At 72.5% G+C, this 19624-nt stretch carries 20 protein-coding genes and 1 tRNA gene; 17 read left to right on the plus strand and 4 right to left on the minus strand.

What is annotated here, in order from left to right:
- Positions 1-153 precede the first annotated feature (153 nt).
- On the plus strand, positions 154-1065 hold the full coding sequence (locus HJG45_RS21085) for a cation diffusion facilitator family transporter (protein ID WP_171614768.1): 912 nt from the start codon (positions 154-156) through the stop codon (positions 1063-1065).
- Between the two features lie 190 nt (positions 1066-1255).
- Here the strand turns inward: HJG45_RS21085 and HJG45_RS21090 are convergent, their stop codons facing one another.
- Positions 1256-2230, minus strand: a complete 975-nt coding sequence (locus HJG45_RS21090) for a tripartite tricarboxylate transporter substrate binding protein (RefSeq protein WP_254452691.1) — start codon at positions 2228-2230, stop codon at positions 1256-1258.
- 133 nt (positions 2231-2363) lie between these two features.
- On the opposite strand from HJG45_RS21090, the gene mdoH reads away from it, so the two are divergent.
- Positions 2364-4190: a glucans biosynthesis glucosyltransferase MdoH gene (gene mdoH / locus HJG45_RS21095; RefSeq protein ID WP_368040650.1), complete on the plus strand. Its 1827-nt coding sequence runs from the start codon at positions 2364-2366 to the stop codon at positions 4188-4190.
- Here the strand turns inward: mdoH and HJG45_RS21100 are convergent.
- Positions 4088-5566 carry a mandelate racemase gene (locus HJG45_RS21100; protein WP_171614772.1) on the minus strand — a complete coding sequence of 493 codons (1479 nt, stop codon included), beginning with the start codon at positions 5564-5566 and terminating at the stop codon, positions 4088-4090. The two genes, mdoH and HJG45_RS21100, sit on opposite strands and share 103 nt — an antisense overlap.
- A gap of 216 nt (positions 5567-5782) precedes the next feature.
- Here HJG45_RS21100 and HJG45_RS21105 point away from each other — a divergent pair, with 216 nt between their 5' ends.
- Entirely contained in the window at positions 5783-6049 is a 267-nt protein-coding gene (locus HJG45_RS21105) for a hypothetical protein (RefSeq protein WP_171614774.1), read from the plus strand.
- A 40-nt stretch (positions 6050-6089) separates the two neighbouring features.
- On the opposite strand, the gene hrcA is transcribed toward HJG45_RS21105, so the two are convergent.
- Positions 6090-7145: a heat-inducible transcriptional repressor HrcA gene (gene hrcA / locus HJG45_RS21110; RefSeq protein WP_171615060.1), complete on the minus strand. Its 1056-nt coding sequence runs from the start codon at positions 7143-7145 to the stop codon at positions 6090-6092.
- A 144-nt stretch (positions 7146-7289) separates the two neighbouring features.
- On the opposite strand from hrcA, the gene HJG45_RS21115 reads away from it, so the two are divergent.
- Positions 7290-7364: transfer RNA gene (locus HJG45_RS21115), tRNA-Gly, on the plus strand.
- 39 nt (positions 7365-7403) lie between these two features.
- On the opposite strand, the gene HJG45_RS21120 is transcribed toward HJG45_RS21115, so the two are convergent.
- Entirely contained in the window at positions 7404-7889 is a 486-nt protein-coding gene (locus HJG45_RS21120; RefSeq protein ID WP_171614776.1) for a hypothetical protein, read from the minus strand.
- A gap of 72 nt (positions 7890-7961) precedes the next feature.
- Between HJG45_RS21120 and HJG45_RS21125 the strand changes: the two genes are divergently transcribed.
- The 13 genes from HJG45_RS21125 to HJG45_RS21185 all read left to right on the plus strand — a co-directional run bounded on the left by HJG45_RS21125 (position 7962) and on the right by HJG45_RS21185 (position 19568).
- On the plus strand, positions 7962-8675 hold the full coding sequence (locus HJG45_RS21125) for a lytic transglycosylase domain-containing protein (RefSeq protein ID WP_254452692.1): 714 nt from the start codon (positions 7962-7964) through the stop codon (positions 8673-8675).
- Positions 8676-8922: 247 nt separating this feature from the next.
- Entirely contained in the window at positions 8923-9099 is a 177-nt protein-coding gene (locus HJG45_RS21130) for a Flp family type IVb pilin (RefSeq protein ID WP_171614780.1), read from the plus strand.
- Between the two features lie 83 nt (positions 9100-9182).
- Complete coding sequence (locus HJG45_RS21135) at positions 9183-9659, plus strand: prepilin peptidase (protein WP_171614782.1); 477 nt, start codon at positions 9183-9185, stop codon at positions 9657-9659.
- An 11-nt stretch (positions 9660-9670) separates the two neighbouring features.
- Entirely contained in the window at positions 9671-10522 is an 852-nt protein-coding gene (gene cpaB, locus HJG45_RS21140; protein WP_171614784.1) for a Flp pilus assembly protein CpaB, read from the plus strand.
- A complete protein-coding gene (locus tag HJG45_RS21145; protein WP_171614786.1) occupies positions 10522-11928 on the plus strand; it encodes a type II and III secretion system protein family protein in 1407 nt (468 codons plus the stop codon). The genes cpaB and HJG45_RS21145 overlap by 1 nt, the downstream gene beginning before the upstream one ends.
- 13 nt (positions 11929-11941) lie before the next feature.
- A complete protein-coding gene (locus HJG45_RS21150) occupies positions 11942-12241 on the plus strand; it encodes a hypothetical protein (RefSeq protein ID WP_171614788.1) in 300 nt (99 codons plus the stop codon).
- Positions 12242-12243: 2 nt separating this feature from the next.
- Positions 12244-13461, plus strand: a complete 1218-nt coding sequence (locus HJG45_RS21155) for a pilus assembly protein (protein ID WP_171614790.1) — start codon at positions 12244-12246, stop codon at positions 13459-13461.
- Positions 13458-14876 carry a CpaF family protein gene (locus tag HJG45_RS21160; RefSeq protein WP_171614792.1) on the plus strand — a complete coding sequence of 473 codons (1419 nt, stop codon included), beginning with the start codon at positions 13458-13460 and terminating at the stop codon, positions 14874-14876. Before HJG45_RS21155 ends, HJG45_RS21160 begins: the two co-directional genes overlap by 4 nt.
- A 2-nt stretch (positions 14877-14878) precedes the next feature.
- Entirely contained in the window at positions 14879-15829 is a 951-nt protein-coding gene (locus HJG45_RS29500) for a type II secretion system F family protein (RefSeq protein ID WP_171614794.1), read from the plus strand.
- Complete coding sequence (locus tag HJG45_RS21170) at positions 15826-16752, plus strand: type II secretion system F family protein (RefSeq protein ID WP_171614796.1); 927 nt, start codon at positions 15826-15828, stop codon at positions 16750-16752. Before HJG45_RS29500 ends, HJG45_RS21170 begins: the two co-directional genes overlap by 4 nt.
- Positions 16746-17219, plus strand: a complete 474-nt coding sequence (locus HJG45_RS21175; protein WP_171614798.1) for a hypothetical protein — start codon at positions 16746-16748, stop codon at positions 17217-17219. Before HJG45_RS21170 ends, HJG45_RS21175 begins: the two co-directional genes overlap by 7 nt.
- Complete coding sequence (locus HJG45_RS21180; protein ID WP_171614800.1) at positions 17200-17784, plus strand: TadE/TadG family type IV pilus assembly protein; 585 nt, start codon at positions 17200-17202, stop codon at positions 17782-17784. Before HJG45_RS21175 ends, HJG45_RS21180 begins: the two co-directional genes overlap by 20 nt.
- Positions 17781-19568, plus strand: a complete 1788-nt coding sequence (locus HJG45_RS21185; protein WP_171614802.1) for a vWA domain-containing protein — start codon at positions 17781-17783, stop codon at positions 19566-19568. The genes HJG45_RS21180 and HJG45_RS21185 overlap by 4 nt, the downstream gene beginning before the upstream one ends.
- The last annotated feature ends 56 nt before the right edge of the window (positions 19569-19624 follow it).

The following is a 19624-nucleotide window of genomic DNA, read 5'->3' on the forward strand; positions in this document are numbered from 1 at the left end:
ACGGTTGCATGCATCAGGACATGGCAGGGGCGGCCGGGCAAGCCGCAGCGCCAGCCTTGGCGGCCCCTTGGCCACTCCCCCCTGGGCCGCCTCCGGTTCCCGGCCCGGCGCGGCTGCGGTAAGGGCAGGGGATGACGCGTCGCAGGTGCAATATTGCAGAACGATGACAACCGGCGGGAGCAGCGGGTCCTGGCCTGGTCGATCGCGGTCACCATGGTCCTCTCGGCCATCGGCATCGCCTGCGGCCTTTTCGCCAATTCCAGCTCCATCCTGTTCGACGGCCTCTATTCGCTGATCGACGCGGCGATGACCGCGCTGGCGCTCGGCGTCTCGGTGCTGCTCGGCCGCGGCGGGTCGCGGCATTTCCAGTTCGGCTTCTGGCATCTCGAGCCGATGCTGGTGCTGCTGAACAGCGTCGTCCTGGCGCTCTCCTGCGGCTATGCCTTCCTCGGCGCGCTGAACGACCTGTTCCGCGCCGGCCGCGGCACGGATTTCGGCCCCGGCCTGGTCTATGTGGTCGGGGCGGGGACGACGGAGTTCCTGCTCTGGCTGGCGATGCGCCGGCAGGCCGCCCGGCTCGGCTCCGAGCTTGTCGCCCTCGATGCCCGCGCCTGGCTGGTCTCCGGCCTGCTGAGCATCGGGCTCGGCCTCAGCTTCGCCCTCGGCCTGGCGCTGCAGGGGACGCCATGGACGGCCTTCGTGCCCTATCTCGACCCCGCCATCCTCGCCGTCATGGCGCTCCTGCTGCTGCCCGTGCCGCTCGCCGCCTGCTGGCGGGCCGGCAAGGACATCCTGGAGATCGCGCCGAGCGAGCTCGACGAGCGGGTGCGGGCGATCGCGCGGGAGATCGTCGCCCGGCATGGCTTCCACGACTTCACCAGCTATGTGGCGAAGACCGGCCGCGCCCGCTTCGTCGACATCACCTTCCTCGCCGGGCCGGAGCTGGGGGCGCGGCCGCTCGGCTATTTCGACGCCATCCGGGGCGAGATCGCTGCCGCGCTCGATGCAGCGCCGCCCAGCCATTGGCTGAACATCGAGTTCACCAGTGAGCGGAGATGGCTTTGAACTCCCCGCGACGTCGCTGCGCGACACCGCGGGGCCCCGATGTTTCCCCACGAAGCCGCTGCGCGGCTCCGCAGGGCCCCCGTGATTCGCTGCGGGCCCAGGATCCGTCACAGCCTGCCGCGGCGAAGCCGCGTCAAGGCAACGGGAGGCGTCAGGCTGCAGGGCTGCAAGGCCAAAGCGCGGCGTGCCGTCACGCCCGCCAGGGGCGGAGTTTCCAGAGGGCGTGCAGTTGCTCGTCCACCCGGGTCGCCATGCCCTGGTAGTCGGCGCCGATCAGCGGCCGCAACGGCATGTGCTGACGTGCCGCCTCGCGCCGGAAGTCGCCATCGGCGAGGGCGTCGCGGAAGGCCTCCTGCAGCCGCGCCGCGACCGCCGGCGGCAGGCCGGGCGGGGCGACGATGCCGCGCGCCGCGGCGGCGACGATGTCGAAGCCGAGCTCGCGGAAGGTCGGCACCTCCGGCAGCTCGGCGACGCGGCCGGCGCTGGCCACCGCCAGGCCGCGCATCCGGCCCTCCTTGCTCAGCGTGGCGAGATCGGAGGTGTTGCCCACCCCCATCGCCAGATGCCCGCCGAGCAGCTGCGGCAGCAGCGGCGCGACGCCGTTGAAGGGCACGTGGATGAGCGGCGGGATGCCGGCCAGCGCCTCGAAGGCCAGCATGGTGATGTGGTCGTCGCTGCCGACCCCGGTGGTGCCGTAGTCGAGCCCACCCGGCCTTGCCCGCGCCTGGGTGACGAGGTCGCCGAGCGTGCGGAAGGGGCTCTCCGACCGCACGTAGAAGCAGTTGGGATCCTCGACGATATTGGCGAGGAAGGTGAAGTCCAGCGCCCGGTAGCGCGCCGGCCGTTCGATCGGGATGGCGCTGTGCGCCGGGGTCGAGGTGGCGCCGAGCGTGTAGCCGTCCGGCGCCGCGTTGAAGACCGCCTCGAGGCCGATCTGCGAGGCGGCGCCGGGCCGGTTGCTCACCACCGCGACCATGCCGGGGATGCGGGCGGCGACCAGCGGCATGACCAGGCGCGTCATGATGTCGACGCCGCCGCCGGGCGGGAAGGGGACGATCACCTCGACCGGCCGCTCGGCGGGCCAGGCGGCCTGGGCCCTGGCGAGACGGGGCGAGGCGAGACGCGGCGCGGTCAGCGCGGCCGCGAGGAGCATGCGACGTTGCATGGACTTTGACCTCCCGGGCCGGCCTGTTGCCGCCGGCGCCGTTGCGATCAGCGCACGGGCCAGCCGGGGCGGCAAGCGCGGCGGGTCGCGGGAATGCGCAATTTCGCCATGCTGCGCAGCGAGATTGGCCCCCGTGCCCGACCTGTCCATACCTCCCTTGGGGGCGCCCTCGGGACTCCCCCTGGCGCTGCGCCGCCTGGCCTTCGCCCTGCTCGTCCTCGGCCTGACGGCGCTGCAGCTCTGGCTCGCGGCACGGGTGCTGGCGCCTGGCGGCTGGCTGCACTGGGAGGTTCTGGTGCTGCTCTGCTTCGCCGGCACCGCGCCCTGGACTGCGCTCTGCGCCGGCAATGCCCTGGTCGGCCTCGCCATCCTGCTCGGGGCGCCGAGCCCGGCCTCGGCCGTGCTGCCGGCCCTGCGGCAGCTGCGCCCCGGCCCGCCGGAGGCCCGCACGGCGATCGCCGTCTGCATCCGCAACGAGGCCATGGCGCAGGTGCTGCCGCCGCTCGGCCGGCTGCTCGACGGGCTGGAGGCGGCGGGCGTGGCGGACCGCTTCACCCTATGGCTGCTCTCCGACACCGAGGCGCCGGCGCTGGCGGCGGCCGAGGCGGCGGCGGTCGAGGCCTTCCGCGCCGCGCGTGGCGGCGGTGGCATCGCCCTGCGCTACCGTCGCCGCACCGCGAATACCGGCTTTAAGGCCGGCAATGTCATGGATTTCCTCGACCGGCACGTGGCGGACGAGACCTTCATGCTCTGCCTCGACGCCGATAGCGAGATGTCGGCGCCGGCGGTGCTGCGCCTCGTCGCCTGCATGGAGGCGGATCCGCGGATCGGCATCCTGCAGCAGCTCATCGTCGGGCGGCCGGCGGGCGCCGCCTTTCCGCGGCTGTTCCAGTTCGGCATGCGCGCCGGGATGCGGAGCTGGGCGACCGGCCAGGCCTGGTGGCAGGGGCCGGACGGGCCGTACTGGGGGCATAACGCGCTCATCCGCATCGCCCCCTTTCGGCAGCACTGCCGGCTGGAGGCGCTGACCGACGGCAGCCCGATCCTCAGCCACGACCAGGTCGAGGCGGTGCGGCTGCACGCCGCCGGCTGGAAGGTCTGCTGCCTGCCGCTGGAGGAGGGCAGCATGGAGGGCAACCCGCCCGCCCTGCCGGAATTCATGGCGCGCGACCTGCGCTGGGCGGCGGGGAACATGCAGTACTGGGACCTGCTCTTCCTGCCCGGGCAGAGCGCCATGGGGCGCTGGCAGCTCGTGCAGGCGATCCTGCTCTTCCTGGCGGCGCCGCTCTGGGTCGGCGTGCTCCTCTTCGCTGCGCTGAACGCCGTGGCGGGCGGCGCCGCGGCGACGCCGCCGGGCGCGCTGCTGGCCCTGATGGTCGCCGTCTGGGCCATGCTGCACGCGCCGAAGCTCGCGGGCTATGCCGAGGTGCTGCTGCGCCCGGCCCATGCCGCGCGCTATGGCGGCCGCGCCGCCTTTCTCCGCGGTGCCGCGGCGGAGCTTGGCTTCACCACGCTGCTCGACCCGGTCTCCATCCTCAACAAGGCGATCTTCCTGGTCGCGCTGCCCTTCGGCCGGCGGTCGCGGGGCTGGGCGCCGCAGAACCGCGCCGATCGCGGCGTCGCCTGGGCGGATGCGGCGCGGCTGCTCTGGCCGCATACCGGCTTCGGCCTCGCTGTCCTCGGGCTGCTCGCAGGCCTCGCGCCGGCGGCGCTGCCCTGGGCGCTGCCCTTCGCCGGCGGGCTGCTGCTGGCGATCCCCTTCTGCGTGCTCACCGCCTCGCCGGCGCTCTCCCGCTGGTTGCGCGACCGCCGGGTGGCGGCGACGCCGGAGGAGCTGGCCGGGGCCGCCGCGCCGGCTCAGCCGCGCGCGGCAGGGGGCCAGGTGGCAGGGGGCCAGGTGGCAGGGGGCCAAGCGGCAGGCGGCCAGGCAGCAGGGGGCATCGCCTCCATGGCGCGGTAGTCCGGCTCCTCGCTGGTCCCGAGCCCCGGCCGGTCGAGCGAGCCGAGCTCCAGCAGGCCCTCGCGCAGGCGAAGCCGCGGCCCGCGCGGCGTATCGGCATAGAGGTCCGGATGCGCCTCCATGAAGCGCACCGCCTCCGCCTTCGGCCGGCCGGCGAAGCCGTCGATGAAGTGGTGGCCGTTGCGCTCGACATGCGCGAGGCCGAGCAATGCGACCAGCGCCAGGTCCTGCTGCAGCGAGACGCCGGCCAGCGTCGTCAGATCCTCGCCGGAGAGGAAATGCTGCCCGCCCGCGGTATTCCAGGCGCGGCAGCGCGCGAGGTTGACCAGGCTGCGCCAGAGCCCCTTGCAGGACTTGCTGGAGACGCCGGCATAGCCGAGGGCGCGGGCCCGGGGGAAGGCGTCCAGCGCCCCGTCGCTCTCGTCGATGATGACCGGCCGCGCCGCGGCCAGCGCCGCCATCCCGGTCTCGAGCGCCCGGGCCCGCGTCACCGGCTGCTCGATGAAGAGGATCGAGGCGCGCAGCCGCGCCAGCCGTGGCTCCGCCTCCATCGCCCGCCACAGCGCGACGGCGCCCTCGGCATCGGCATACTGCTCGTTGCCGTCGAGGGTCGCGTGATAGAGGTGCAGCCGGTCCAGCACGGCGGCGATGCGGCAGAGCCGGTCGATATCCGCCTCCACCTGGCCGGCGACCTTCAGCTTCCAGTAGCGGTGGCGATAGGTGGCGGCCACCTCCTCCAGCGTCTCGGGCAGGCCGTCCGCCACCCGCCCGGTCTGATCCGCCGCGGTGATCGGATCGACCAGCCCGACCGTGTGGCGCGCATGGATGCGCCGCGCCGGCGCCAGCCTGCCGAGCAGCGCGGCGAAATCGAAGCCGGCGAGATCGGGCGCCACCGCATGCGGCGCCATGCCGCCGATATTCGCCCGCATGCCGGCGAAGACGGAGAGGCCGTGCCGCTTCAGCAGCGCGTCCAGCACGGCGCGGTCGACCAGGGCGCGGCCGTAGCTGGCGACCAGCGGGTTCAGCCCCTCGGCGGCGCAGGCCGCGACCTGCTCGGCATAGCTGTCGGCGGAATGCCCGAAGGCGGTGTTGGCGCCGGCGGCGAGCGTCGCCGCGGAGGCCAGTTCCAGCGAGCGCCGCAGCTGGTCCTCGTTCTGCGCATCCGAGAGGGCGGGGTCCTTGTCGAACCATTTGGCGGCCAGGCTTTCCGCCGCCACACCCCAGGCCTCGCCGCCGGCCTCGTCGCGCAGCCGCAGCCGCAGCACCGTCTGCCGGCCATGGGTGACCGTGATGACGCCGAAGCGGAAGGGAAGACGCAGGGTGAAGGGCCATTCATGCCGCTCGATGGCGGTGACCGTGACGCGCGGCGCGCTCATGCCGCACGTCCCCGCGGGACCTCGTCGCACGGCATCGGGCGCATCCGCATGGGCTCCTCCTCTGGCTACAGGCCCTGGGCCCGCGCCTTCGGGCGGGCACGCCGCCATGGCGGGCAAATCGGACCGAATTCGATACGGTTGTCTTCCGGGAAACCTGACGGGTTTCGAGAGTTAAAAAAAAGGAGCAGCAACGACAATCTGAGCTTGGAGGCCAGAATGGCAACAAATGCTGATTTATATGCTGCGCAAACGCAACTCGAAGACGCCTATCTCCAGGTGCTTCGACGCGCGCAGGCCCTCTCGATCGTGCGGCTCTACGAAGAGACATTTTACCAGCTTGATGACCTGCCGCTGAGCGAACAAATTGCGCGATTGAATCAAGTAAGGGCCCTCATCGAGGACGTCGCGGCGGGAAAGATCAGCGCCTCGGACCTGCCGGTGCCGCCCGATCAACTCCACGCCGGGGCCGATCTGTCCCGCTGACGGTCCCGCTTGACCGGCGCGGCGCGCGCGGCGGTCCGGCTCAGCCGAGCAGGCGGCCGATGACGCGCGCGGTGTAATCCACCACCGGGATCACCCGGCCGTAATTGATCCGGGTCGGGCCGATGACGCCGATGGCGCCGACGATGCGCTCCTGCCCGTTGCGGAAGGGCGCAACCACCATCGAGAGGCCGGCGGTGTCGAACAGCCCGCTCTCGGCGCCGATGAAGATCTGCACCCCCTCGCCGCGCTGCGCCAGTTCCAGCAGGCGGAGCACCGTCTCCTGCGCCTCCAGCCGCTCGAACAGCGACTGGATCTCCTGCACGCGGGCGATCTGGTCGAGGTTCTGCAGCAGCTTGTGCTGGCCGCGGACGATGAGGCTACCGGCATTGCCGCCGGCCCAGGTGGCGACCCCGGCCTCGATCACCTGATGCGTCAGGGCGTCGAGAGCGGTGCGGTTGGCCGCGATCTCCTCGTTCACCTTGGCCCGCGCCTCGTCCAGGCTGCGGCCGGCGAGCCGGGCGTTCAGGTAGTTGCTGGCCTGGGCGAGAGCGGAGGGCGGCAGGCCGGACGGCACCTCGATGACCCGGTTCTCCACCTGCCCGTCATCGGTGACCAGCACCACCAGGGCGCGCCCGGGGCCGAGGGCCACGAATTCCATGTGGCGGATCCGCCCCTCGCTCTTCGGCGCCACCACCAGCCCGGCGGCGCCGGCGAGGCCGGAGAGCATCTGCCCGGCCTCGGCCAGCGTCTCCTGCAGCGACCGGCCGGAGGCGGCGCAGCGGGCGGCGATCGCCTCCCGCTCGGTCTCGCCGAGATCGCCGAATTCCAGCAACCCGTCGACGAAGAGCCTGAGGCCGCGATCGGTCGGCAGCCGGCCGGCGCTGGTATGCGGAGCGTAGAGGAAGCCGGCCTCCTCCAGATCCGCCATCACGTTGCGGATGGAGGCGGGGGAGAGGCCGAGGGGCAGGCGGCGGGAGAGGGTGCGGGAGCCCACCGGCTCGCCGGTCAGCACGTAGAGCTCGACCAGCTCGCGGAGGATGGTCGCGCTCCGGCTATCGAGGCCGGCGACCGAAGCCCCCGCGCCGGAAGCCCCCATCGCGCCGGCCAGCGCTTTTGGAGAGGGCATCATCCTGCGGTTCGGATCCAGTCGGGACACGGTATGAGGCTAGGGATGGGGGTGCCAAAGGTCAACCGCCGGCTTGCCGATCCGCCCGCGCGATGCCTATAAGAGCGACCCGGCGCGGGCGTAGTTCAGAGGTAGAACGTCAGCTTCCCAAGCTGAATGTCGTGGGTTCGATTCCCATCGCCCGCTCCAGCCCTTCCCCGACATTCGGATCCGACTCGGCCGGCCCATTCACGGCTCCTCCAGCCTCATCCCGGCCAGCACGGCCTCGATCCGCGGCCAGAGGGTCTTGAAGATCTCGGCATAGGCCGCCTGCCGGGCCGGGTCCTCCGCCAGCGCCGCCGTATCGGGGTGCAGTTCCCGCGCCAGCAGGCGCCGCAGCGTGCCGAGCCGGGCCTGCGGCGCCGTCAGCGCGGCCAGGCGCGCCTCGGCCCGTTCCGCCCGCTGCAGCGCCGCCTGCAGCTCCGCCCGCAGCCGCGCGGCGATGGCCGGCTCGTCCTGCGCCGCATGCAGGGAGGCGCGGCGGCGCGACCCCAGGACCGGATGCGCGCCATCCGGCCCGGCCGGGCCGATGAGGCCATCCGCCTCCATGCGGCGGAGGAAGCTGGCCGTCGCGGTGGGGCTCGCATCCAGGCCGCGCCGCATGCCCTCGAACGTCAGGCTCGTCCGGCCCTGCATCCAGGCCAGGGCGTCCTCGTACTGCAGGAATCGCGCCATCGCGTGGCAGGCCTCGTCTTTGTGCTTTGGTGAGCGCCTGCACCTAGCCTGCCAGTCATGATGATCTCGATAATGCGTCGGGTGCTCGTTGCGGTGCTCGGCCTGTTCCCGCTGATGGCCGCCGCGCAGGACCGCTTGGCCTGCGGCTCGGCCGTCGCGCAGGCCGAGGGCGAGGCCGGGTTGCCGCCCGGGCTGCTGCAGGCCATCGCGCGGACCGAATCCGGCCGGCGCGACCCGACGAGCGGACGGATCGAGCCCTGGCCCTGGACGCTGAACGCCGCCGGCATGGGCCTGCATGCGCCGAGCCGTGCCGCGGCGCTCGCCACCGTTGCCGCGCTGCGGGCGCAGGGGATCCGCTCCATCGATGTCGGCTGCCTGCAGGTGAACCTGCTGCATCACCCGGCCGCCTTCGGCTCGCTTGAGGAGGCCTTCGATCCCCTGGCCAACGCCCGCTATGCCGCGCGCTTCCTGCGCGAGCTGCATCAGCGTGCCGGCGGCGACTGGGGCGAGGCGATCGCCCGCTACCATTCCGCGACACCCGAGCGCGGCGCCGCCTATCGCCTCCGCGTCCTCGCCAGCCTGGAGGGGGTGGGCCAAGGGGCAGGGCAGGGAGTGGGAACGGCGCTGGCGAACGCAGCGCCACCTGCCATGCGCATGCCGCCGCTCCTGCAGGCGGCGATCCCGGTCTTCGTGCCGCGCGCCCTCGCGGCCCGCGATGCGGGCCCGCCGCCTGCGCCGGCGACGGCGCGATGGCTGCCGCGGATCATCACGCCGACGCTGCGCTAAGCGTGATCGCTTGAGGTGGACTCACCGACAAGCGTGACTCACGCGATCAAACAACCGCCTGGACCATGATCCGCGAATCTATGTGAGCGGATCACGGTCTAACGCCGCGGAAACGGCCAATCGTCGTCGCGGCCGTTAAGCATCGTCTCAAGAACATTCAGCCGATTTAAACCGGTGCGACCTCATTCTGCTTCCGGCCCGGTCGAGCCCCATCGCCCGGCAGCATGAAGGAGGCCACCGCAAGTCGATGTCGCTCTATCTCCTCGCCCAATCCCTCGTCACGGACCGCAAGGGCGTGACCGCGCTTGAATACGGCCTGATCGCCGCGCTGATTGCGGCCGTGATCGTCGGCGCCGTCACCACGCTCGGCACCAGTGCCGCCGGTGTGTTCCAGTTCATCGCCGGCAAGCTCGTCACCCCCTAGTTGACCGGTCGGCCGGGCCGCTGACGGGGCCGGCGGCTCCGTCAGCGGAGCCGCCGGTCCCGGCGCAACCCCGGATGCCATCCATGCTCCTGCTCCCGGCCGGCCTGGCCCTGTGCCTGGCCAGCCTGCACGACATCGCGGCGCGCACGATCCCGAACGCCTTGAGCCTGGCGATCGCGGTGCTCGGGCTCGGTGCGCATCTCCTCGCCGGGGATGCGCCACCCGCGCTGCTCGCCGCGCTCGGCGTCTTCCTGCTCGGCATCCTCGCCTGGCGCTGCGGCGTCATGGGAGGCGGCGACGTCAAGCTTCTCGCCGCCTGCACGCTGCTGGCCGGGCCGGCAACCGCTCCTGATCTGCTCCTCGCCGTGGCGCTGGCCGGCGGGGTGCTGGCCCTCGTCTATCTCGGTCTCCGGCCGTTGCTCGCGCCGCCCGCGGCTCGCCGGCCCGCCTCGCTCCTCGCCCGTGTCCTCCGTGCCGAAGCCTGGCGGATCCGCCGTGGCGGGCCGCTGCCCTACGCCGTGGCCATCGGGCTTGGGACTTTCTTCACGCTCCTTGGCTGAGAGTGTCGCCCATGGTCCTGCGTCTCCTCCTCTTCGGGCTGCTTCTCCTCGGCGCCGCCGGCTTCGGTGGCCTCGCCTGGTACGGCCTGCGGCCTGCCGATGCGCCGGTCGCCGAGGCAGAGGCGCCGCCTGCCAGGGCGATGGCCCTGATCGCCGCCAGGCCGCTGCGCGCGGGAGTGCTGATCAAGCCCGAGGATCTCGCGAGCCAGGAGATCGAGGTCGCGGCCATGCCGGCCGGCATGCGGCGCGACACGCGCGAGGCCCGGGCCGAGCTGTTCGGCGCCATGGTCCGCCGCAGCCTGCCGCAGGGCGACCCGATGCTGCCGGAGGATGTCCTGCGGCCGGGGGACCGCGGCTTCCTCGCCGCCGTGCTCGGCGCCGACATGCGGGCCGTCTCGGTCGGCGTCGATGCCGTCTCCGGCACGGCTGGCCTGATCTGGCCCGGCGACCGCGTGGATGTCGTGCTCACGCAGCAGATCAACGACGATGCCCTGCCCGCCTATCGGCGCGTCGCGGGGGAAACGGTGCTGCCCGACATCCGCGTCATCGCCATCGACCAGGCGCTGGTCCAGGGCGCCATGGGCGACACGACGGACAGCAACCGCCAGGTGCGGACCGTCACGCTCGAAGTCACCGCGAAGCAGGCCGAGCGGGTCGCCGTCGCCACGCGGCTGGGCCGGCTGTCGCTGGTCGTCCGCTCGGCCACCGGCACCGAGCAGACCGCCGATCAGCCGCCCCCCGCCATCACCTGGGCGGGCGACGTTTCCCCGGCGCTGCGGGCCGGGCGGGGCAATGCCGAAGCCCCGCCGCAGACGCTGCAGATCTTCCAGGGTGCCGCAAAACGCGAGGAGTTCCGCTTCTGATGCGCATCGCCGGCCTGTTGTTCCTCCTGGCGCCCGCCCTCGCGCTGGCGCAGGAAGTGCCCCCCGTGCGCCCCGTCGCGCCGCCCATGAAGCAGGTGACGCAGGAGAACAGCGCGACGCTGCGCGCGGGCCTGCCGCTCACGATCGAGGCCGGGGCCGGACGCATCCTGCAGCTCGGCCGCGGCGCCGGCTCGGTCTTCGCGGCCGATCCCCGCATCGTCGAGGTGCGGCCGGCGAGTCCGACCAGCCTGTTCCTGTTCGGCGTCGCCCCGGGCCGCACCACCATCGCCGCCATGGACAGCCAGGGCAGCCCGGTCGCCCAGTACGAGGTCACGGTCCGCGCCTCCGGCTTCGGGGCGGGCGAGGCGCAGGCGACGATCGCGCGCCTCCTGCCGGGCGCGCGCATCCGCGCCGAGCAGCGCGGCAAGGGCATCGCCCTGCTGGGCGAGGTGGCGACGGCGGCGGAGGCGGAGCAGGCGGTCACCATCGCCCGCGGCTACCTCGCCGAGGGGCAGGAGCTCGACAACCGCCTCTCGGTGCTCGGCCAGGTGCAGGTCAATCTGCGCGTCCGTATCGCCGAGGTGGGACGCGAGGTCACGCGCCAGCTCGGCATCGACTGGCAGGCGGTTGGGCGTTCGGGCAATTTCGCGGTCGGCCTGGTGACGCGCAACGCCCTGCTCGACGCCATCAACCCGTCGAGCACGCTCGCCCTCGGGGCCGGCGACGGCAAGAGCTACGACGTCAACGCGCTGGTCGATGCCCTGGCGCAGGACCGGCTCATCACCCTGCTGGCCGAGCCGAACCTGACCGCGATGAGCGGCGAGTCGGCGAGCTTCCTCGTGGGCGGCGAATTCCCGATCCCCGTCGCGCTGCGCGACAACGTCGTCACCGTCCAGTTCAAGCAGTACGGGGTGAGCCTGGCCTTCGTGCCCACCGTGCTGTCGCAGGGGCGGATCAGCCTGCGGGTGCGGCCGGAGGTGAGCGACCTGACCGACCAGGGTGCGGTGCGGCTCGCCGCCGGCAACAGCTCGATCCAGATTCCGGCCCTCAGCGTGCGGCGCGCCGAGACCACGGTGGAGCTCGGCAGCGGCCAGTCCTTCGCCATCGCCGGCCTGCTGCAGGACAATGTGCGCGCCCTCGGCCGCGCCCTGCCCGGCATCGGCGAGGTGCCGGTGCTCGGGGCGCTGTTCCGCTCGGACCGCTTCCAGCGCAACGAGACCGAGCTGGTCATCATCATCACGCCCTATGTCGTCCGCCCCACCAGCAATCCGGTGGCGCTGCGGGCGCCGACCGACGGCTACCTGCCGCCCGACGATCCGGAGCGCCTGCTGTTCTTCCGCCAGATCGCGCGGCAGCGCGGCCTGCCGGCCCACCTGCCGGGACAGGCCGGCTTCGGTCTCAACTGAGGGAACCGGCGCCATGCGCATCCGCCCGAACGGCCTGCTCCTCCTGCCAGTCCTGGCGGGTCTCGCCGGCTGCCACGCGCTCGACCCCTATGCAGGCGAGGGGCGCTGGCGCCCGGCCGGGGTGAACGAGCAGAACCTCGCCGTCATGCTCGTGCATCCCGAGGAGCGGATCCAGGGCACCGGCGGCGGCGGCGCGGCCGGCACCACGGCGGCCGCCGCGATCGAGCGGCTGCGCGCCGACAAGGTCAAGCCGCTGCCCGATTCCGGCCTCGCCCGCATCGTCACCGTTCCGAACGGGTCCTCGGGGAACTGACCATGCCCGACCACGCCTTTCCCGACGCCGCGGAGGACGCCCAGCACAGGCCGGAACGGCGCCCCCTCCTTTGCTTCATCGCGGACGCGGAGACGGAGCAGGCGCTGCGCGGCGGCCTGTCCGAGTTCGGCCGGCTGCAGATCGAATTCCATCGCGCGGATATCGAGGGCGCAATCGCCGCCTTGCGGGGGATGCCGACGCCCTGGACGCTGGTGGTCGATGTCGCGGCCCATCCGCAGCCCCTCGCGGCGCTCGAGGACCTGTCGCAGGTGGTCGAGCCAGACGTGCGGGTGCTGGTCGTCGGCGACCGCCAGGATGTCGGCTTCTACCGGCAGCTGACGCGCAGCTTCGGCGTCGCCGACTACCTCTACAAGCCGCTGACGGCGGCGATGGTCGCCGAGCATTTCGGCCCCGTCGTGGCGCGGCGCCGCTTCGCCGCGGCGCAGGCGCGCGGCGGCAGGCTGCTGACGGTCACTGGCGCCCGCGGCGGCGTCGGCGCCTCGACCATCGCGGGCAACCTTGCCTGGTTCCTCGCCGAGGTCTCGCAGCGCCATGTGGCCATGCTGGATGCCGACCTGCATCGCGGCATCCAGCCGTTGCTGCTCTCCGTCGCCGTCGGCCCGGGCCTGCGCAACGCCGTCGAGCATCCCGAGCGGGTCGATGAGCTGTTCGTCGAGCGTCTGGCCGCCGCGGCCGGCGAGCGGCTGCACCTGCTGGCGGCGGAGGAGCCGCTCAGCCTGCCGCTCGCCTACGGGCCCGGCGCCGCCGAGCGCCTTGTCGGCATGCTGCGCCGCCGCCACAATTTCATCATCGCCGACGCCCCCTTCGCGGCGGAGGGCTTCAGCCGGGACCTGCTGGACCTGGCGCAGCAACGCATTTTCGTCTTCCAGCCGACGCTCGCCTGCATCCGCGACGTGCTGCGCCTGCTGCAGATCGAGGCCGGGCCGGCCCAGGCCTCGCGGCCGCTCCTGGTGCTGAACCGCGCCGGCATCCGCGGCGGCCTGTCCGCCGGCCAGGTCGCCGAGGCGCTGAAGCTCGAGCCCGACATCGTCATCGCCGACCTGCCGCGGCGGGTGGAGGATGCCGCGACGCTCGGCCAGATGGCCGCGAGCGCCGGCGGCCCGTTCCGCAATGCGATCGCGCAGCTCGCGCATGCCGCGGGCGGCGTCGGCAACAAGACAGCCGCGCGGCGCGGCCTGCGGAGCCTGTTCCGTCGATGAGCAACGCCCTCGTCCCGAGCTTCGGCCGCCGCCGTCCGGAAGCCTCGCCCGGCCAGGACGGCACGGCCTGCGGCGTGGCCAGCGGCATGGCCGTGGTCCGGCAGGCGCCGGAGGCCGCCGCCCATCCGCCGCCCGCCAGCCGGCCGGCGGCGCCGGGCGCGCCGCTCGCCGAGCTCAGGGCGCTCTGCCTCGCCCGCATCGATCCGGCGAGCGTCGCCACGATGACGCCGGACCGGCTGGCTGCCGAGGTCGAGCGCCTGCTGGCCGAGGTGGCGACCGAGGAGCGGATGCAGCTCAACGCCCGGGAGCAGCGCCAGCTTGCGCTGGACCTGGTGGACGACATGCTCGGCCTCGGGCCGCTCGAGCCGCTGCTCGAGGACGATTCGATCACCGACATCATGGTCAACGGCTACGAGAAGGTCTTCGTCGAGCAACGCGGCAAGGTGACGCTCTCGGGCATCCGCTTCCGCGACAACCAGCACCTGGCCAACATCGCCCAGAGGATCGTGGCCGCGGTCGGCCGGCGCATCGACGAGAGCAGCCCGATGGTCGATGCCCGGCTCGCCGATGGCAGCCGCGTCAACATCGTCTTCCCGCCGCTCGCGCTCGACGGACCGGCCATGTCGATCCGCAAATTCTCGCGCAAGGTCATCGATTTCGACCGGCTGGTGGAGTTCGGCGCCCTGACCCGGCCGATGGCGAAGGCGCTGCAGGTCGCGGCGCGCTGCCGGCTGAACATCCTGATCTCCGGCGGCACCGGCTCGGGCAAGACGACGATGCTGAACGCGCTCAGCCGGATGATCGACCATGGCGAGCGCATCGTCACCGTGGAGGATGCCGCGGAGCTGCAGCTGCAGCAGCCGCATGTGGTCCGGCTCGAGACACGTCCGCCGAGCCTTGAGGGCCGCGGCGAGGTGACGCAGCGCGACCTGGTCCGCAACGCGTTGCGCATGCGCCCCGACCGCATCATCCTTGGCGAGTGCCGCGGCGCCGAGGCCTTCGACATGCTGCAGGCCATGAACACCGGCCATGACGGCAGCATGAGCACGGTGCATGCGAATACCTCGCGCGATGCGCTCATCCGCGTCGAGAACATGGTGATGATGGGCAGCTTCGGCCTGCCCACACGCGCCATCCGGACGCAGATCGCCAGCGCCATCGACCTGATCCTGCAGGTGGAGCGGCAGCGCGACGGCGGTCGCAGGCTGGTCCAGGTCACGGAGCTGGTCGGACTGGAGGGCGATGTCTTCACCCTGAACGACGTCTTCTCCCTGGAGCATGAGGGCGAGGACCAGGATGGGAGGCTGCGCGTCCGCTGGAAGGTGAGCCGGGCCAGGCCGGCATTCCTGCCGCGGCTCGCCTATTTCGGCCTGGAGCGGGCCTGGATGCAGGCCCTGGAAGAAGCGGAGCGCTGAGCGTGCCGTCATCCGTCCTGCCGATCGCCGCCGGCGGCCTGCTGACGCTCGGCGCGGCCCTGGCCTTCGGCCTCGGCGCGGCGCGGCGCCAGGACCGCCGGCAGGCGCGCATCGCGGCGGTGGTCGGGCCGCACCGGCTGGCCGATGCCGCGGCCGCCGCCCGGCGCGGCTTCCGGCCCGATCTGGACCAGGGCTGGTTCCGGGCCATCGCGGGGTTGATCCGCCTCCAACCGGAGCGAAGGCAGGACTATCCGATCCGCTGGTGGATCATCCCGCTCGTCGCGCTGCCCTTCGCCCGCGCGGCGGCGGGCCTCGTCGCGGCGCTCGGCGGCGATCCGCTGCTGCTGCTGACGCCGGTCTTCTGGGTCGTGTTCTGCCGCATGGCCTATGGCTGGCTGGATGCGCGCCGCGTCGAGATCCTCTTCCAGCAATTCCCCGATGCGCTCGGCATGGTGACCCGCGCGGTGCGCGTCGGCATCCCGGTGAGCGAGGCGATCCGTAGCGTGGCCCGGGAGGCGCCGAAGGAGACTGCGGCGGAGTTCAAGCGCATCGGCGACCGCCTGTCGATCGGCCAGCCGATGGAGCAGGCGCTCGCCGAGACGGCCCACCGCAACAACGTCCCGGAATACCGCTTCTTCGCGACCGCCCTCGCCCTGCAGAACCAGACCGGCGGCGCGCTCGGGGAGACGCTGGAGAACCTGGCGGAGGTCATCCGCAAGCGCGTGGCGCTGAAGGAGCGCGGCTATGCGCTGGCGGCCGAGGCGCGGACCTCGGCCGGCATCCTCGCCGCGCTGCCCTTCTTCACCTGCGCCGTCCTCGCCGTGATGAGCCCCGCTTACGTCGCCATGCTGTTCGAGGATGCGGGCGGGCGGCGCATCCTGGCGGCGGCGATCGGCCTGCTCCTGCTCGGCATCGCCATCATGCGCTCGATGATCCGGCGCGCGCTGTCATGACGATGCCCTGGCTCGCCGCCGCGGCCGCGGCGCTACTCGGCCTGGCCACGCTGGCGACCTGGCTGCTCCGCGCCATCGGGCGCGAGAAGCGGCTGGACGAGCGCCTGCTCGCCATCCAGCGCAGCGCCGGGATCGACCAGGTGACGATGGCCTGGTCGCTCCGCCACGCCGCCGGCCGCGGCCTGGCGGCGGTCGGGCGGCTTCTCGTCGATGGCGGGGTGCTCTCGGCACGGACGATCCATGAGCTCGAGCAGACCCTGATGGCCTCCGGCTTCCGGGGCGACCGGGCCCTGGCGGTCTTCGTCGGCACGAAGGTGGCGCTGCTCGCCGGCCTGCCCCTGCTGGCCATCGCCGCGCTGAGCGTGCTGCATCCGGCGAGGCATGTCTGGAGCTTCGTCCTCCTGGCCAGCGCGGTCGGCGGCCTGCTGCTGCCCGATCTCGTCGCCCGGCGGCTGCGCAAGCGATACCTGCGGGAACTCGAGCGCGGGCTGCCCGATGCGCTCGATCTCATGATCCTCTGCTCGGAGGCCGGGCTGGCGCTCGAGGGTGCGGTCGAGCGGGTGGCGACGGAGATCCGGCCGGCGAACCGCGCGATCGCGACGGAGTTCGCCCTGTGCAGCAGCGAGCTGCGCATCCTCGCCGACCGGCGGGCCGCGCTGCTGAACATGGCGGAGCGGACGCGGCTCGACCAGTTGCGCCGGCTCGGCACGACGCTGGCGCAGACGCTGCAGTACGGCACGCCGCTGACCCAGGCCCTGCGGACGCTCTCGGCCGAGATGCGGCACGAGCAACTCGTCCGCTTCGAGGCGAAGGCGGCGCGCCTGCCCGTGCTCCTCACCGTGCCGATGATCCTCTGCATCCTGCCGACCCTGTTCCTGGTCGTCGCCGGCCCGGCGATGCTGCAGGCGTTCAGGCTGTGGTAGCCCGCCCGCTGCGGTGCCGGCGCGGCGCGGCCGCGCTCGACTTCGCCGCCGCCGGCTCGGCCTTCGTCGTGCTGCTGCTCGTCCTGATCGAGACCTGCTGGCAGGTGGCGGTCGGCGCGGCGCTCGATGCCGGGGCGCGCGAGGCCTCACGCTGGGTGGCGACGGGGCAGGCGCCGCCGAGTGGCTACACCGCCGACAGCTACATGACGGAGGTGATCCTCAACGGCTCCGGCCTGCCGCTCGACGGCGCGGCGCTCACCGTCGCGGCCCAGAGCTTCGGCAGCTTCGGCACGCTTGCGGCCGCGGGGGCGGGCAAGCCCGGCCTCGGCGGCGCGGGCGATGTCGTGCAGTACACGGTGACCTATCACTCCCCCGGGCTGACGCCCATCGGCCGGGCACTGCTGCCGCTCGGCCTGCTGCGGATCCAATTCGCCGTCCTGGTGAAGAATGAGCCTTATCCGAAGTAGGGACGGACGGCGCGGCGCGGCGCTGGTCGAGTTCGCGCTCATCGTCCCGCTGCTCGTCCTGCTGTTCGTCGCGACCGCGGAAATCGTCCTCTACATGCGGATCTGGTTCCGGCTGGAGCGGACCGCCGCCGAGGTGGCCAATGTCGGGAGCCAGCTCGACAGCCTGGCGCCGGCCGATCTCGGCGCCCTGTTCGACGCGGCGAAGGCCATCGCGCGGCCCGTGCTCGCCTGGTCGACCGGGACGGATACCGGCCGGGCGCGCACGGTGATCGGCGTGGTGACTGGCTCGTCCTCCGGCAATGCGCTGGCCTGGACCTGCTCGCGCGGCGATGCCGGGCTCGAGAGCCGTGTCGCCGGCCAGGCGAGCCTGCCCAACGGCTTCCTCGTCCCGAGCGGGCAGAGCGTCCTGGTCGTCGAGGTGATCAATGCGGCGACGCCCTGGTCCATCATGGCGAAGGCGCCGCCGGTCTTCTTCGGCACGGCCGGACCGGGGCCGGTGCGGACCTATGCGATCCTCCGCCCCCGCACTGCGGCCCTGACCTCGCTCGGCGGAGCCTGCCCGTGAAAGGCCTTGGGACACGCGGCGGCATCGCGGTCATGGCGGCGCTGCTGGCCCTGCCGCTTGTCGGGCTGGTCGGGCTGGCGACGGATGGGGCGAGGGCCTGGCTGCTGCGCTCGCGCCTCCATACGGCACTCGATGCCGCCGCGCTGGCGGGCGCGCGCAACATCAACCTGCCGGCCGCGCAGCGCGATGCCGAGGTCGCGGGCATGTTCTGGGCGAATTTCGGCGTCGCCGGCAGCGGCTTCGTCGCCGATCAGGCGACGGGCCATGCCTGGCGGGGCTTCCTCGATGCCATGACCACGCTCGACCCGCCGGTCGCCGTCGATGCCAACACGATGCAGGTCTCGGCCCATGCGGTCCTCGACACCACCTTCGCGCGCGTCCTCGGCGTCGCTTCCGTCGAGGTCGCGGCGGCGGCGCAGGCGAAGCGGGCGGATCTGGGCATGGAGCTCTCGCTCGTCCTCGACGTCACCGGCTCCATGGACACGAATTGCACCACCCCCGGCAACCGCACCGCCAGCAATTGCGGCGTCACGGCGGTGCCGCGCGAGCCGGGCACCACGACGACCAGCCGCAACAACAACATGGACCTGCTCCGGCTGGCCGCGGCCGATCTCATCAACATCCTCTACGGCACGCGGGAGACGGTCGCGAATCTCTGGGTCTCCGTCGTGCCCTTCACGACGACGGTCAATCTGGGCCCGAACCGCCACGGCTGGCTCGAGACGGAGGCCGCCGCCTCGCTCGATGCCAATTTCGCGCCGACCTCCTGGCGCGGCTGCGTCGAGGCGAGGGCCGGCTATGCCGGCTCGCCGGAGGACGGCGACCGCCGGGACTACACGCCCTCCGAGGCGCCGTTCCGGCCCTTCCTCTACAAGTCGACGCTCGGCCTCTACACGCTGGAAGGGGCGGCGGTGCCCGGCGACAACGACTGGGCGCGCAAGCTCTGGGACGCCACGACGAGCGGCGACAACGCCATCACCGAGGACTGGTACCTCTATCGCGGGAATTACCAGGTCGGCCCGAATGTCGGCTGCCCGACCACGGCGGTCCTGCCGCTGACGGCCAGCAAGTCGGTGGTCCTCGACACCATCCAGTCGCTGCGCCCGAGCTTCCGGGGCGGGACCATGGGCAATCTCGGCCTGCAGGCCGGCTGGTTCACCCTGAGTCCGCGCTGGCGTGACGCCTGGGCACTGGGCGCCGCGCCGGCCGGCCAGGCAACCTCGCTGCCGCTCGACTACAACACGCCCTACATACGCAAGGTCATCGTGATGATGACCGACGGCACGAGCCAGTGGCACGACGCGACCCACGGCTTTCCCGGCGCCTGCAGCGACACCACGAAATCGACCGCCAGCTACCCGTCCTCCCCGGCGCCGGGGCCGGCCCAGGCGGTGCGGCCCATCGCATGCCCGGCCACGAACCAGGTCGCCAACGTCGCCGCCGCCTCCGGCGCCCCGGCGATCACCAACAATGCGGACTACACCGGCTATGGCCGGCTGAAGGATGGCCGGCTGGGCCCCGGCATCACCAACAATAGCCAGGCGCAGACGGAGATCAACCGCCGCGTGGCCTCGCTCTGCACCGCCATCAAGTCGGCTGGCATCACCATCTACACGGTCGTGCTCGACACCTCGGGCAGCAACACCAGCGCCGAGACGCGCACGCTCTACCAGAACTGCGCGACCACGCCGCAGAACTACGTCTTCGTCTCGCGGCCGACCGACCTCCGCACCGCCTTCCAGCAGATCGGCACGCAACTCGCCAACCTGCGTCTGGTGCGGTGAGGGGCGCCCGCAGCCTTCTATTTACGATATCGAAAAGAGCGCGCGCTAGGCTAGGG

Source organism: Roseicella sp. DB1501 (genome assembly GCF_013112485.1).
GTDB lineage: Bacteria > Pseudomonadota > Alphaproteobacteria > Acetobacterales > Acetobacteraceae > Paracraurococcus.